The organism is Blastococcus sp. TF02A-26 (genome assembly GCF_003319125.1).
Lineage (GTDB): Bacteria > Actinomycetota > Actinomycetes > Mycobacteriales > Geodermatophilaceae > Trujillonella.
Genome location: NZ_QOHG01000017.1, coordinates 1 through 14,174, shown reverse-complemented (window position 1 = coordinate 14,174; position 14,174 = coordinate 1). Strand labels below are relative to the sequence as shown.

The window sequence follows — 14,174 nt, the reverse complement described above, 5'->3', positions numbered from 1 at the left end:
CAGTCCGAAGGGGTGACCGCGGCGTGTCCCTAGACTCCGGCCATGCTGCTGTCCGACCGCGACATCACGGCCGCGATCGCCGAGGGGCGTCTGGGCATCGAGCCCCACGACCCCGGCCTGGTCCAGCCGTCGAGCATCGACGTCCGGCTGGACCGGTTCTTCCGGGTGTTCAACAACGCCCGGTACACCCACATCGACCCCGCGCAGCAGCAGGACGACCTGACCACGCTGGTCGAGCCGGAGGGCGACGAGCCCTTCGTGCTGCACCCCGGCGAGTTCGTGCTCGGCTCGACGCTGGAGGTCGTCTCCATCCCCGACGACCTCGCCGCCCGGCTGGAGGGCAAGAGCTCGCTGGGCCGGCTCGGTCTGCTCACGCACTCCACGGCCGGTTTCGTCGACCCCGGCTTCTCGGGGCACATCACGCTGGAGCTGTCCAACGTGGCGAACCTGCCGATCACGCTGTGGCCCGGCATGAAGATCGGCCAGCTCTGCCTGTTCCGGCTCACCAGCGCCGCGGAGCACCCGTACGGCTCGGCGGTGTACGGCTCCCGCTACCAGGACCAGCGCGGACCGACGCCGTCCCGGTCCTTCCGGAACTTCACCCGCGCGGAGACCCGCCGCCCGGCTCCCTGACGACCGGCTCCCTGACGACGACGGGCGGCTCTCCGCTCGCCGTCCCCACCACGTCGTCCTCCCGGCGCGGTGCCCAGCCGGGGACCTCGTCGTCGACGTAGCGCTGCCGCGTGACCAGCCAGCCGGTGGCGGTCAGCCCGGCGACGCCGGCCAGGACGATGACGAACATCCCCGTGTAGCCACCCGTGCTCCCGCGCAGGACGCCGACCAGCAGCGGCCCGACGCCGGCGAGCACGTAGCCCCAGCCCTGGGTGACCGTGGACAGCGCGGCCGTGGTCTCCGGGGTGCGGGCACGCAGCCCGATGAGGGTCAGGACCATGGCGAAGGTGCCCAGCCCGACCGCCAGCAGGGACATCCACAGCCACGGCGCCGCGGTCGGCGCGACCCACAGGCCCACCCAGCCGGCGACGTAGCAGGCCATGAAGCCCAGCAGCATCGGCCGCTGGAGGTGCGGTCGCACGGTCAGCGCGGGGACGACGGCGTTGATCGGGATCACCACCGCGGTGTTCAGGGCGAGCAGCAGGCCCGCGGTGGCCGCGCTGAGCCCCGAGTCCCGCAGGTACTGCGCCGACCAACCGACGACGACGTAGGCCTGCGTGGCCTGCAGCCCGAAGAAGACCGCCAGCGCGATCGCGAGCGGGCTGCGGGCCAGGGAGCGCATCCGCACGGCGACGTGCGTGCCCCGGGAGGCGCCGGGCCGGGCCGGCACCGCCAGCCACGGCAGCGCGGCGACCACGGCCAGCACCGCCCAGACGCCGAGCGCCCACCGCCAGCCGTCCTCCCCACCGGCCTCGGCGATCGGGGCGGCGGCCAGCGACGCGACGGCGCCACCGGAGGCCATCGCGGCGCTGTAGGCGCCCACGAGCAGCCCGGTCCGGGTGGGGAAGTGGCGCTTGACCAGGCTCGGCAGCAGCACGTTGCCCAGGGCTCCGCCGACCATCGCCAGAACGGTGCCGACGAGGAACAGGGCGAAGGACCCGGCCACCGCCCGGACCACCAGGCCGGCGGCCATGGCCAGCAGGGCGCCGGCGAGGACGTGGCCGTCGCGGTAGCGCGCGGCCAGCGGCGGACCGGCGAAGCCGATGGCCGCGAAGCACAGCACCGGCATGGTCGTGATCAGCCCGGCCGCGCTGCTGGAGATGCCGAGGCCGCGCTCGAGCTCCTCCAGCACCGGGCCGACGCTGTTGACCGCCGTGCGCAGGTTCAGCCCGGTGAGCACGATGGCCACGCCCACGAGCAGCAGCCCCCGCCGTCCGCCCCCGGTCCGTTCCGCCGTCGCGGGGAGGGCGGGGGTGGTGCGGTCGGCGCTGCGGGTCACCGGTCGATGGTCCTCCGGCGGACGCGCGGGGTCGCCACCGGGTCCTTCGCCGGGCTAAGGAGTCGCCGTCCGCACGGCGTCGACCCGCGGCACCACCCGCGGCATGCGGTGCCAGACGGCCCGCTGCACCGCCAGCGTCGCCGTCGCCGCGAGCAGGATCCCCGCGAGGTTGATCCCGAGCTGCAGCGCGGCGCGGGCCAGCTCGTCCGCACCACCGAGCGCCAGGGACAGGGCGATGTCCGCGGCGGCGGGCACGGTGGTCACCGAGATGAAGACGCCGACCAGCGCTCCGCTCTTCGCCGAGGTCAGCGACAGCACGCCGGCCACCCCGGCCAGGACGGCGACCACGAAGGACCACCGGTCGGGCCGGGTGATGAACCCCGTCTGCGGGCGCTCGGACCCGAGCAGCTCCACGCCGAACCAGCCCAGGCCGCGCCCGGCGAGGCACACCAGGGCGGTGACGGCGATGGCGACGGCGAAGCCGACGACGATCGCCCGCGCCGCGGTGCGGGCGACGGAGCGCCGCCGGTCGACGGCGGCCACCGCCAGCCCGGCCAGCGGCCCGAACTCCGGCCCCAGCACCATCGCCCCGATCACGAGGATCGCCGAGTCGTTCACGATCGCCGCGGCCGCGAGGAGCGTCGCGATGGTGAGGAACGCCAGGTAGGAGACCGACAGCGCCGAGTCCGCGGCGGTCGCGCGCACCACGTGCTCCCAGACCACGGCGTCGGCGCCGTCGCCGGGGGCCGCCTCCTCCGCCCGCTCGGCGGCGGCCGAGACCGCGGCGTCCACGGTCTCCATGGCGATGGCGCCGTCCCGGTCGACGTGCAGCTCGCGCAGCGCGCGGATCAGCCCGTCGGCGGACTCGCGCGCGACGTCGGCGAGGACGAGGTCGCCGGGCGGGCTCACCGCGGCACCGGGGAGGACGGCGAGGTGGGCGGTCCCCGTGCACGCGGTGAAGAGGTCGCGGACGGCGTCGGTGCGGTCCGGGGGGACCGTCACCCGCAGCTGGAGGAGCACCGGCCAGTTCTATCCGCAGACGCGCGACGGCGCGTGCCCCCTGAGGGGGACACGCGCCGTCGTGGGGTGGTGCGGGTGGTGCTCAGTCGTGCTGCGTGGCCGCGGAGCCGGTCCCGGCCACGTCGTCGTCCTTGGTGCCGACGTCGGCCCCCATCTCCGTGCCCGGGGTGCCGACCGGCGCCATCGAGCGGAGCAGGATCTGGCTGACGTCGAGGACCTCGACGTGCTCGGCGGCCTCGCCGTTCTGCTTCTTGGACGTGAGGGCGTCCGAGAGCATCGTGATGCAGAACGGGCAGGCGGTGGAGATGACGTCCGGGTCGAGGCCGAGGGCCTCCTCGGTGCGCTCCACGTTGATCCGCTTGCCGATCTTCTCCTCCATCCACATGCGCGCGCCGCCGGCGCCGCAGCAGAAGCCGCGGTCCTTGCAGCGGTGCATCTCCTGGGTGGAGAGGCCCTGGACGGAGTCGAGGATCTCGCGCGGCGGCGTGTAGACCTTGTTGTGCCGGCCCAGGAAGCACGGGTCGTGGTACGTGATCTTGCGGTCCACCGGGGTGACCGGGGTGAGCCGGCCGTCCTCGAGCAGCTGGCTGAGCAGCTGCGTGTGGTGCACGACCTCGTAGTGGCCCTCGACCTGCGGGTACTCCTTGCCCAGCGAGTTGAAGCAGTGCGGGCAGGTCGTGACGACCTTGCGCATGCCGGGCACGCGGCCCTCGAAGACGCCGTCGAGGGTGGCGACGTTCTCCTGCGCCAGCATCTGGAACAGGAACTCGTTGCCCATGCGGCGGGCCGGGTCGCCCGAGCAGGTCTCGCCCTCGCCGAGGACGGCGAACCGCACGCCCGCGGTGTGCAGCAGCTCGGCGACGGCCTTGGTGGTCTTCTTCGCGCGGTCGTCGATGGCGCCGGCGCAGCCGACCCAGAACAGGTACTCGACGTCCTCGTCGAGCGGACCGTCGGCGACCTCGATCTCGAAGTCCATCTCCTTGATCCACTCGCCGCGGGTGCTCGGGCTGACGCCCCACGGGTTCCCGCGGTTCTCGAGGTTGCGCATCATCACGCCGGCCTCGGACGGGAAGCTGGACTCGATGAGCACCTGGTAGCGCCGCATGTCGTCGATGTGGTCGATGTGCTCGATGTCCACCGGGCACTGCTCGACGCAGGCGCCGCAGTTGGTGCAGCTCCACAGGACGTCGGGGTCGATGACCCCGCCCTCCTCGAGGGTGCCGACCAGCGGGCGGTGCGCCTGGGCGTCGTTGGTGCCCTCGATGCGGGCGTACCCCGACGCCCAGACCTGCTCGTCGCTGGGCTTGAGGATGTCGTAGTCCGGCGCGGTCTCGGCGGCGGTCTTCTCACCCAGCAGGTACGGGGCCTTCGCGTAGAGGTGGTCCCGCAGGTCCATGATCACCATCTTCGGCGACAGGGGCTTGCCGGTGTTCCACGCCGGGCACTGGCTCTGGCACCGACCGCACTCCGTGCAGGTGGTGAAGTCGAGCATGCCCTTCCAGGTGAAGTCCTCGATCTTGCCGCGACCGAAGACGTCGTCCTCGCCGGGGTCCTCGAAGTCGATCGGCTTGCCGTTCGAGGTCATCGGCTGCAGCGGGCCGAGGGCGACGGTGCCGTCGTCGTTCCGCTTGAAGTAGATGTTGAAGAAGGCGCTGAACCGGTGCCAGGCCACGCCCATGTTGAGGATGCGGCTGATGACCACGAGCCAGGTCAGCGAGACGACGATCTTGATGAAGGCGACGACCGAGAGCAGGGTCGGGCTGTCGGGCAGCACGTTCGCCAGGGCGCCGGAGACCGGGTGCGACCAGCCGGGGGCGTCGGTCAGGTGGGAGGAGACCTTGAGCGCGCGGATCAGCAGGATGCAGACGCCGACGGTGAGGACGACGGCCTCGACGAAGTAGCCGCGGCCCTCGTTCGACCCGGCGAAGCGGCTCGTGCGGCCCTGCCGGCGCGGGTGGTCCCGCTGGCGCCGGTAGATCAGGTAGATGATCCCGAGGATCGTGCCGGTGCCGATGATGTCGGCGAAGAGGTTCCACAGGCTCCACTCACCGATGAGCGGCAGGTGGAACTCCGGGTTCCAGACCTCGCCGAACGCCTCGACCAGGGTGAGGAACAGGCCGTAGAAGCCGAGGAAGACGAACCAGTGGGCGGCGCCGATGGCCGACCACTTGAGCATCCGGGTGTGGCCGAGCGACTCGACCGCGAGCGTCTTGAGGCGCGGGCCGACCGGGCCGTTGCGGCTGCTGTCGGGCTGGCCGATCTTGATGATGCGGATCATCGCGCGGACCGCCCGGTAGGCGAGCACGGATGCGACGATCAGGAACAGGACGCTGATCGTCCCGAGGACGACCTGCAGCGGACCCGTCATGGATGTGCTTCCCTCCCGGACGCCCGTCGGCGTCGGACGATCTCCGGTCCGCGGGCGAGGGCGGGAGCCGACGCCGTCGCGCGCCGGCCGTGGGAGGCCGGCGGCGGACCGCCACGGGCGCTGCTGCCCGCACGCCTGCGCACGATAGCGGCGCGGCCTCAGGCTACTCGCCGGTAACCAGAACCGCCGCCCGCCCGTGACGTCCGCGGACCCTCGCTTCCCGGCCGTGCCTCCCCGTCGTCCTCCCGGGTGCCGCGGTGGAGGGGTGACCGCCGCGTCGCAGGGCGGCAGCCGTTCCCGCACCGCGGCACTGCCGGTCCTGTCAGCCGGCGCGGACCCTCCCCTCGGTGCGCGGGACGGTGGTGAACCGCCTCCGCGCCGGTCCGGGTCCGCTCGTGAGGTGGCGCAGGCGTGCTTCGAGGGCGGGCCATCCGCCGCCGAGGTCCGCCGACACGACGCGGACGACGCCGACGTCGAGAGCGCGCACCGTGTCCTCCCGGCGCTTCTCGTCCCACAGGACGCGACCGGGGTCGCGCCACGGGTCGGTGTACTCCACCTCGCCGTCGAACTCGACCATCACGGCGGCGTCGTCGAACCAGAGGTCGGCGACGGCGACCATCCGGCCGTCGACCCAGATCTCCCGCTGGAGGTCGAACGGCGGCAGTGCGGCGCCGAGGATCCGCAGGCGGCCGCGCGTCTCGAGCGGCGACTCGGCCCGACCGTCGGCGAGAGAGACCGCACGCAGCGCCCGGGGCCCCCCTGCCCAGCGCGCGGCCCGGGCGGCGGCGGTCGCCAGCTCCGCCACCGTCAGTCGCTTGATCAGCAGGGCGCGGTCCATCGCGATGACGGCGTCCTGGAGCGGGCCCTCCCGTGCGCAGTCGACCAACGTCCGGGCGGGACTGGTCACGCGCAGCGGTCCACCGGTGCGGATCTCGTCGTCGTCCAGCGGCCCGCAGGTGACGCGGTAGCCGCGTCCGGTCCGCGTGTGCGTCGGGTCGGTGAGCCGGATGATCGGATCGGCGTCCCGGGGGATCGGCAGACCCCAGAGCCGGCAGGCCGTGAGGTGGCTCAGCGCGGCCTGGGGCCGGCCGAGGGCGACCTGTACCGCCAGCGCCTCGAGCCAGTGCCCTCGACCTCTGGCCACGGCGCGGTCCAGGTCCTCGGTGGACACGTGGACGCCGCGGCGCAGGCGACGCCATGTGCCGGACCGGAGGAGGTGGCGGATCTCGTCGGAGCCGTAGCCGGCCCGTCGTGCGTCGACCGTCGTGAAGATCCCGAGCCGACGGTCGGCGGCCGCGCGCAGGAGTGGGTGCACGGCATCAGCCTCGGCATCCGCGCCGGAGGGCGGGCGGCGGTGGCGGAGCTGTGGACAGCACGCGCGGCGGTGGACGAGCCGGGTGCCGCCGTACGGGCGCGATCGCCGTCCCACAGCGCGGCACCCGCCCCCGTAGCGCGGCAGTGCCGCGGCAGGGGCGTGGAGCACGGCGCTGCGTGGTCCACGCCACGTGCGGCACCCGGGAACACCGTGGCGCGGCGTGCCGTTAGGGTGGGCAGGAAAGTTGAGCGGACCCGACGCAAGATGGTCGACGGCGTCCCTCGGCGGCCCCCGTGACCACGCAGCACCCCTCGCACTACGGAAGAGAGGCCACTCCATGGCTCGAGCGGTCGGAATCGACCTCGGCACCACGAACTCCGTCGTCACCGTCCTGGAGGGCGGCGAGCCGACGGTCATCGCCAACTCCGAGGGCTCGCGCACGACGCCCTCGGTCGTCGCCTTCGCCAAGAACGGCGAGGTCCTCGTCGGGCAGTCGGCCAAGAACCAGGCGGTCACCAACGTCGACCGCACCATCCGCAGCGTCAAGCGGCACATGGGCACCGACTGGAAGACCAGCGAGATCGACGGCAAGCAGTACACGCCGCAGGAGATCAGCGCCCGCATCCTGCAGAAGCTCAAGCGGGACGCCGAGACCTACCTGGGCGAGCCGGTGACCGACGCCGTCATCACCGTCCCCGCCTACTTCGAGGACGCGCAGCGCCAGGCCACCAAGGAGGCCGGGGAGATCGCGGGCCTCAACGTCCTGCGCATCGTCAACGAGCCGACCGCCGCCGCGCTGGCCTACGGGCTGGACAAGGGCGAGAGCGAGCAGACGATCCTCGTCTTCGACCTCGGTGGTGGCACCTTCGACGTCTCGCTGCTGGAGATCGGCGAGGGCGTCATCGAGGTCAAGGCCACCGCGGGCGACAACCTGCTCGGTGGTGACGACTGGGACGAGCGCGTCGTCAAGCACCTGGTGCAGACGTTCAACGCCCAGAACGGCATCGACCTGTCCAAGGACAAGCTCGCCATGCAGCGGCTCCGCGAGGCCGCCGAGAAGGCGAAGATCGAGCTGTCCGGCGCGCAGTCGACCAACGTGAACCTGCCCTACATCACCGCCGGGGCCGACGGTCCGCTGCACCTGGACGTCACGATCACCCGCGCGGAGTTCCAGCGGCTCACGCAGGACCTGCTCGACCGCTGCCGCGCGCCGTTCAACCAGGCCGTGCGCGACGCCGGCATCTCCGTCGGCCAGATCGACCACGTCGTCCTCGTGGGTGGCTCGACCCGCATGCCCGCCGTCTCCGAGCTCGTCAAGGAGCTGACCGGCGGCAAGGAGCCCAACAAGGGCGTCAACCCGGACGAGGTCGTCGCGATCGGTGCGGCCCTGCAGGCCGGCGTCCTCAAGGGCGAGGTCAAGGACGTCCTGCTGCTCGACGTCACCCCGCTGTCCCTCGGCATCGAGACCAAGGGCGGGATCATGACGAAGCTCATCGAGCGGAACACCACGATCCCGACCAAGCGCTCGGAGATCTTCACGACGGCCGACGACAACCAGCCGTCGGTGCAGATCCAGGTGTTCCAGGGCGAGCGCGAGATGGCCATGTACAACAAGAAGCTCGGCATGTTCGAGCTGACCGGTCTGCCCCCGGCGCCGCGCGGCGTCCCGCAGATCGAGGTGGCCTTCGACATCGACGCGAACGGCATCGTGCACGTGTCCGCCAAGGACCTGGGCACGGGCAAGGAGCAGTCGATGACGATCACGGGTGGCTCGGCCCTCCCCAAGGAGGACATCGAGCGGATGATGCGCGACGCCGAGGCCCACGCCGAGGACGACAAGCGCCGCCGCGACGAGGCCGAGACCCGCAACCTGGCGGAGTCGCTGCAGTACCAGACCGAGAAGTTCCTGGCCGAGAACGGTGAGAAGATCCCGGCCGACAAGAAGGAGGAGCTCGGCGAGGCGCTGACCGAGCTGCGCTCGGCCCTCGGCGGCTCCGACATGGCGGCCATCAAGGCGTCGCAGGAGAAGGTGGCCCGCATCTCGCAGGAGGTCGGCGGCGCGCTCTACGCGCAGCAGGCCGAGGCGGGCGCGGCGGGTGCCGCGGGCGGGGCCGGCCCGGAGGCCGGCGGTCCCGCCGGCGCTCCGGCCGGTGACGACGACGTCGTCGACGCCGAGATCGTCGACGAGGACGACACCCGCCGATGACGACGGGGGACGAGCAGCCGCGGGTCGTGATCCGTGACAAGCGGCGGATCGACCCCACCAGCGGCACGGTGCGGGAGCCGGCCGGCGCACAGCCGGCCGGCTCCCCGCCGGGCCCGCCCACCAGTCCTGCAGCAGGGGAGCAGATGAGCGAGAACGAGACGGTGACGCCCGCCCAGCCCGCGGCGGAGCCGGACAGCGGCAGCCCGGCGGACGGCGACCTCGCCCGCCAGCTGGCCGAGCGGACCGAGGACCTCCAGCGGGTCACCGCCGAGTACGCCAACTACCGGCGCCGCGTCGACCGCGACCGCGCGCTGGTCGCCGACCAGGCCGCCGAGCGGTTCGCCGCCGGGCTCTTCCCGATCGTCGACGACATCGAGCGCGCCCGGGACCACGGCGACCTGACCGGTGCCTTCAAGGTCGTGGCCGACCGGGTGCTCGGGGTGCTCGACGGCCTCGGGGTCGAGGCGTTCGGCGCGAGCGGCGACGAGTTCGACCCGGCGCTGCACGAGGCGGTCATGCACGACACGTCCGCCGACGTGACCGTGCCGACGGCCAGCACGATCCTCCGGCAGGGCTTCCGCCGCGGTGACCGCGTGCTGCGCACCGCCATGGTCGCGGTGACCGAGCCCGAGACCCCGGCCGCGAGCGCCCCGGCCGCGGAGGAGCCGGCCGACGGCTCCCCGGCGTCCGACTGAGCACGAGAGGAGGCGCCCGATGAGCACCCGGGACTTCATCGAGAAGGACTACTACGCCGCGCTGGGCGTCGCCCAGGACGCCGACGCGGCCGCGATCAAGAAGGCCTACCGCCAGCTCGCCCGCGACCTGCACCCGGACAAGAACCCGGGCAACGCCGACGCCGAGGCCCGCTTCAAGGACGTCTCCGAGGCCTATGACGTGCTGTCGGACCCCAAGCGGCGGGCCGAGTACGACGAGGCCCGGCGGCTGTTCGGGTCCGGCGGCGCGGGCGCCCGGGCCGGCTTCCCCGGCGGCTTCCCGAACAACGCCGGTGCCGGTCAGCCGTTCGACCTCGGTGACCTGTTCGGCGCCGCGGGCGGCGCGCGGGCCGGGGGCGCCGGTGGTGCCGGCGGCCTCGGGGACCTGCTCGGGGGGCTCTTCGGCGGCGGCGGGGCGGCGCCCGGCAGCGCTCGCGCGCGCAGCCAGGCCGCGTCCGGTCCGGCCCGCGGCCAGGACGTCGAGACCGAGGCGACGCTCTCCTTCGAGGAGGCCGTCCTCGGGGTGACCGTGCCGCTGCGGATGCAGAGCCCGGGCACCTGCCCGACCTGCGCCGGCAGCGGGGCGAAGCCCGGCACCTCGCCGCACACCTGCCCGGTGTGCCAGGGCGCGGGGGTGACCAGCCGCAGTCAGGGCGCGTTCGCCTTCTCCGAGCCGTGCCGCAACTGCCGCGGCAGCGGTCAGGTCGTCGACGACCCCTGCCCGACCTGCACCGGCAGCGGCGTGACCACCCAGACGCGGACCATCACGGTGCGCATCCCGGCCGGCGTCAAGGACGGCCAGCGCATCCGGCTGGCCGGCAAGGGGGCCCCCGGACGGCGCGGCGGACCGGCCGGCGACCTGTTCGTCGTCGTCCACGTCGCCGAGCACGAGCTGTTCGGCCGCAACGGCAACGACCTCACGCTGAGCGTCCCGATCACCTTCGGCGAGGCCACCCTCGGCACGACGCTGACGGTGCCCACGCTCGACGGCAACGTCTCCCTGCGGGTCCCGGCCGGGACCGCGAGCGGCCAGACCCTGCGGGTGCGCGGTCGCGGCGTGCCGGGCAAGGGGCGCGCCGGCGACCTGCTGGTCACCGTCGAGGTCGCCGTCCCCAAGCGGGTCTCGGCCGTGGCCGAGCAGGCGATCAAGACCCTCGAGGCCGAGCTCGGTGACCCGCGGCCGCGGATCACCGCGGCCGTCTCCGGTGGGGGCGCGCGATGACGGCCCCGACCGACGGCGGTCGTGCGGACGCGGCCCGGGCGGTCGCCGAGGACGCGCCGGTCTTCGTGATCTCCGTGGCCGCCGAGCTGGCGGGCATGCACGCGCAGACCCTGCGCCAGTACGACCGCCTCGGCCTGGTCCGGCCCGGCCGGACCGCCGGCGGCGGCCGCCGGTACAGCCCGCGCGACGTCGCGCTCCTGCGGGAGGTGCAGCGCCTCTCGCAGGAGGACGGCGTCAACCTCGCCGGGATCAAGCGGATCATCGAGCTGGAGTCGCAGGTCGAGGCGCTGCAGCACCGCGTGCGCGAGCTCATCGAGGAGCTCGAGGTGTCCGAGAACCGCCGGATGGCCGCCGAGTCCGCGGCGCGCGCCGGGTACGGGGGCGATCCCGGCTACGGCGGCGCCCTGGTGCCGATGCGGCCGGCCACCTCGGCGCTCGTGGTGTGGCGCCCGCGGGAGTCGCGGTGAGCGCCGGGGACCCGACGAGCACGGACCGCCCGGGCGACACCCACGAGGCCTACGTCGCCGTCGAGCGGGAGATCGGGTTGCTGCTGCGCCGGTCGCGGGCGATGAGCACCCGGCTGGCCCGGGAGCTGCACCCGGAGCTCGACGGCGCGGCCTACGGGCTGCTGGCACTGCTGGCCGACGCCGGGCCGCTGCGGGCGACCGACCTGGTCGTCCGGCTCGGGCTGGACAAGAGCACGGTGAGCCGCCAGGTGTCCTCGCTGGTCGAGCTGGGGCTCGTCAGCCGTGAGGCCGACCCCTCCGACGGGCGTGCGCAGGTGCTGACCCCCTCGCCCGAGGGTGCGGCGCGGCTCGCCCGGATCCGGGAGGCCCGCCGGGCCCGCTGGGAGGACGACCTGTCGCACTGGCCGGTGGAGGACGTCGCCCGGCTCGGTGAGCTGCTGGGCCGGTTCAACCGGCTGGGTGAGGCGCAGGCCCGGGGGACCGCAGCGCCCTGAGGTCCCTCGTCGGAGGGGCATGGTGCACGTCACGCGTGTCAGTCGTTGCAGACGCCAACCAAGTGGATATATGGTTGCTGTCAGCAAGTACCTGACATCGAGGGATCCATGCCCACCACGCCCGACACCCGTCTCCGGCTGACCAGCGGTCTCGCCCAGCTGGTCCGCGCCGGCCGCCACCTCTCGGTGCACGCCGCCGGCTCCCTCTACGGCGATCTGCCCTCCTACGGCTGGGCGATCCTCGTCCCGCTCGAGCAGGGCGGGGAGCAGCGCTGCAGCGCCCTGGCCGGAGCGCTCGGCGTCGACGTCTCGGTCGCCAGCCGGCAGGTGGCCGTCCTCGAGCGGGCCGGTTACGTCGAGCGCCGTCCCGACCCCCGGGACGGCCGCGCGAGCCTGCTGCGGCTCACCGACGCCGGCACCGCCGCGCTGGCCACCACCCGCGCCCTGCGCGATGACTGGGCGGCCTCCGCGCTCGCCGGCTGGGACGAGGACGACGCCGTGCGCCTCTCCGAGCTGGTGGAGCGCCTCCTCGTCGACCTCGAGCACGCCACCGCGACCGACGCGGGCCGCCTCGTGACCTCCCGGGCCGCCTCGTGACCGCCGCGGCCGTGCCCCTCCCCGAATCACCCAGGAGAACCGTGACCAGCACCGTCGACGCACCGGCACCCGTGGAACAGCAGGGCCGGATGAGTCACCGCCAGATCCTCGAGGCCCTCTCGGGGATGTTGCTCGCGATGTTCGTGGCGTTCCTGTCCTCGACCGTCGTGTCCAACGCCCTGCCCACGATCATCACCGACCTGCGCGGTTCGCAGAGCCAGTACACCTGGGTGGTCACGGCCACCCTGCTGGCCTCGACCGCCTCCACGCCCATCTGGGGCAAGCTCGCCGACCTCTTCAGCAAGAAGCTGCTGATCCAGCTCTCGATCGTGATCTTCATCGTCGGCTCGATGCTGGCCGGCCTCTCCCAGTCGGTGGAGACGCTGATCGCCTGGCGCGTCCTCCAGGGCCTGGGCCTCGGTGGCCTGCAGGCGCTGGTGCAGATCGCCATGGCCGCGATGATCAGCCCGCGCGAGCGCGGCCGGTACTCCGGCCTGCTCGGCAGCGTCATGGCCGTGGCCACCGTCGGTGGCCCGCTGCTGGGCGGACTGCTGGTCGACACCAGCTGGCTGGGCTGGCGCTGGTGCTTCTACGTCGGCGTGCCCTTCGCGGCCGTGGCGCTCGTCCTGCTCCAGCGGACCCTGCACCTGCCGGTGACCAAGCGCGACGTGCGGATCGACTACATGGGCGCGGCCTTCCTGACCGCGGGCGTCTCGGCGCTGCTCATCTGGGTCACCCTGGCCGGCGACACCTTCGCCTGGGCCTCGGCCGAGACGGCGCTGTTCCTGACCGGTGGGCTGCTCGCGGTCGTGGCGTTCATCGTGACCGAGATGCGGGCCGCCGAGCCGATCGTGCCGCTGCGGCTGTTCCGTGACCGCACCACCACCCTGGCGATCATCGCCAGCGTCGCGATCGGTGTGGCGATGTTCGGGTCGTCGGTCTTCCTCGGCCAGTACCTGCAGATCTCGCGCGGCTACTCGCCGACGGCGGCCGGCCTGCTGACCATCCCGATGGTCGCCGGCATGCTCATCTCCTCGACCGTCTCCGGCATCCTCATCACCCGGACCGGCCGCTGGAAGCGCTTCCTCGTGGGTGGCTCGTTCGCCGTCGTCGTCGGCTTCGGGCTGCTGGCCACGATCGACCACGCGACCCCCATGCCGCTGCTCGGGATCTTCCTGTTCGTGCTCGGCACCGGGATCGGCATGACGATGCAGAACCTGGTCCTGGCGGTGCAGAACACCGTCGCCGCGCAGGACCTCGGCGCGGCCAGCTCGGCGGTGGCCTTCTTCCGCAGCCTCGGCGGCACGATCGGCGTCTCGGTCCTGGGTGCGGTGCTCAGCTCCCGGGTCGGCTCGCTGATCAGCGCCGGGCTGCCGGCGGGGGCGGCCCCTTCGGGCTCCGGGGACGTCGGCCTGGCCGACCTCTCCGTGGCGCCGCCGGCGATCCGCGAGCTGATCACGGTCTCCTACGGCGACGCGACCGGCCGGATCTTCCTGGTGTCCGCGGTGGTCGCGGTGGTCTCCGTGGCGGCGATCCTGCTGATCCGTGAGGTCGCGCTGAAGACCGAGAACGGCGAGGAGCGGATGCGCGCCGAGGCCGAGCAGGCCGACGAGCCGGAGCCCGCGCTCGCCCGCTGATCCGGAGACGACGGTGGCCCAGGACCCGATCGGGTCCTGGGCCACCGTCGTACCGGGGCTAGTGGTCGCGCTCGGAAGTACAGCGTCGTAAGTTGAGCCGCGTCTCGGCAGGGGGAAGCGCCGAGCCTCCGTGATTCGTCGTGCTCGGAGGCGTGTGCCGATGTCTCGCCTGTCGCCGTATGTG

12 protein-coding genes are annotated in these 14,174 nt (G+C 73.2%); 8 read left to right on the top strand and 4 right to left on the bottom strand.

Annotation, left to right across the window (positions count from 1 at the left end):
* Positions 1 to 42: 42 nt before the first annotated feature.
* Positions 43 to 633, top strand: a complete 591-nt coding sequence (dcd, locus tag DQ240_RS17540; protein WP_113840917.1) for a dCTP deaminase — start codon at positions 43 to 45, stop codon at positions 631 to 633.
* On the opposite strand, the gene DQ240_RS17535 is transcribed toward dcd, so the two are convergent.
* The 4 genes from DQ240_RS17535 to DQ240_RS17520 form a co-directional block, all read right to left on the bottom strand.
* Positions 599 to 1,951 (bottom strand): MFS transporter, encoded by a 1,353-nt coding sequence (locus DQ240_RS17535; protein ID WP_113840916.1) that lies wholly within the window; start codon positions 1,949 to 1,951, stop codon positions 599 to 601. The genes dcd and DQ240_RS17535 overlap by 35 nt on opposite strands.
* Positions 1,952 to 2,005: 54 nt before the next feature.
* Positions 2,006 to 2,971 carry a DUF389 domain-containing protein gene (locus DQ240_RS17530; RefSeq protein WP_113840915.1) on the bottom strand — a complete coding sequence of 322 codons (966 nt, stop codon included), beginning with the start codon at positions 2,969 to 2,971 and terminating at the stop codon, positions 2,006 to 2,008.
* A gap of 82 nt (positions 2,972 to 3,053) precedes the next feature.
* Positions 3,054 to 5,339 carry a (Fe-S)-binding protein gene (locus DQ240_RS17525; RefSeq protein ID WP_113840914.1) on the bottom strand — a complete coding sequence of 762 codons (2,286 nt, stop codon included), beginning with the start codon at positions 5,337 to 5,339 and terminating at the stop codon, positions 3,054 to 3,056.
* A gap of 322 nt (positions 5,340 to 5,661) precedes the next feature.
* A complete protein-coding gene (locus DQ240_RS17520) occupies positions 5,662 to 6,654 on the bottom strand; it encodes a type IV toxin-antitoxin system AbiEi family antitoxin domain-containing protein (RefSeq protein WP_113840913.1) in 993 nt (330 codons plus the stop codon).
* A 337-nt stretch (positions 6,655 to 6,991) separates the two neighbouring features.
* On the opposite strand from DQ240_RS17520, the gene dnaK reads away from it, so the two are divergent.
* The 7 genes from dnaK to DQ240_RS17485 all read left to right on the top strand — a co-directional run bounded on the left by dnaK (position 6,992) and on the right by DQ240_RS17485 (position 13,990).
* Positions 6,992 to 8,860: a molecular chaperone DnaK gene (gene dnaK / locus DQ240_RS17515; protein ID WP_113840912.1), complete on the top strand. Its 1,869-nt coding sequence runs from the start codon at positions 6,992 to 6,994 to the stop codon at positions 8,858 to 8,860.
* On the top strand, positions 8,857 to 9,555 hold the full coding sequence (gene grpE, locus DQ240_RS17510; RefSeq protein WP_113840911.1) for a nucleotide exchange factor GrpE: 699 nt from the start codon (positions 8,857 to 8,859) through the stop codon (positions 9,553 to 9,555). Before dnaK ends, grpE begins: the two co-directional genes overlap by 4 nt.
* Positions 9,556 to 9,574: 19 nt before the next feature.
* A complete protein-coding gene (gene dnaJ, locus DQ240_RS17505) occupies positions 9,575 to 10,795 on the top strand; it encodes a molecular chaperone DnaJ (protein ID WP_113840910.1) in 1,221 nt (406 codons plus the stop codon).
* Positions 10,792 to 11,262, top strand: a complete 471-nt coding sequence (locus DQ240_RS17500; protein ID WP_113840909.1) for a heat shock protein transcriptional repressor HspR — start codon at positions 10,792 to 10,794, stop codon at positions 11,260 to 11,262. The genes dnaJ and DQ240_RS17500 overlap by 4 nt, the downstream gene beginning before the upstream one ends.
* Positions 11,259 to 11,756 carry a MarR family winged helix-turn-helix transcriptional regulator gene (locus tag DQ240_RS17495; protein WP_233498801.1) on the top strand — a complete coding sequence of 166 codons (498 nt, stop codon included), beginning with the start codon at positions 11,259 to 11,261 and terminating at the stop codon, positions 11,754 to 11,756. The genes DQ240_RS17500 and DQ240_RS17495 overlap by 4 nt, the downstream gene beginning before the upstream one ends.
* Before the next feature lie 108 nt (positions 11,757 to 11,864).
* Positions 11,865 to 12,353 (top strand): MarR family winged helix-turn-helix transcriptional regulator, encoded by a 489-nt coding sequence (locus DQ240_RS17490; RefSeq protein ID WP_113840908.1) that lies wholly within the window; start codon positions 11,865 to 11,867, stop codon positions 12,351 to 12,353.
* A 41-nt stretch (positions 12,354 to 12,394) separates the two neighbouring features.
* Complete coding sequence (locus DQ240_RS17485) at positions 12,395 to 13,990, top strand: DHA2 family efflux MFS transporter permease subunit (protein ID WP_233498800.1); 1,596 nt, start codon at positions 12,395 to 12,397, stop codon at positions 13,988 to 13,990.
* Positions 13,991 to 14,174 lie beyond the last annotated feature (184 nt).

What these genes read in the sequence shown, in the direction of transcription:
- dnaJ (WP_113840910.1), top strand. Translation starts at nt 9,575, where the DNA reads ATGAGCACCCGGGACTTCATCGAGAAGGACTACTACGCCGCGCTGGGC.
- dcd (WP_113840917.1), top strand. Translation starts at nt 43, where the DNA reads ATGCTGCTGTCCGACCGCGACATCACGGCCGCGATCGCCGAGGGGCGT.
- grpE (WP_113840911.1), top strand. Translation starts at nt 8,857, where the DNA reads ATGACGACGGGGGACGAGCAGCCGCGGGTCGTGATCCGTGACAAGCGG.
- dnaK (WP_113840912.1), top strand. Translation starts at nt 6,992, where the DNA reads ATGGCTCGAGCGGTCGGAATCGACCTCGGCACCACGAACTCCGTCGTC.
- DQ240_RS17500 (WP_113840909.1), top strand. Translation starts at nt 10,792, where the DNA reads ATGACGGCCCCGACCGACGGCGGTCGTGCGGACGCGGCCCGGGCGGTC.
- DQ240_RS17490 (WP_113840908.1), top strand. Translation starts at nt 11,865, where the DNA reads ATGCCCACCACGCCCGACACCCGTCTCCGGCTGACCAGCGGTCTCGCC.
- DQ240_RS17525 (WP_113840914.1), bottom strand. Translation starts at nt 5,339, where the DNA reads ATGACGGGTCCGCTGCAGGTCGTCCTCGGGACGATCAGCGTCCTGTTC.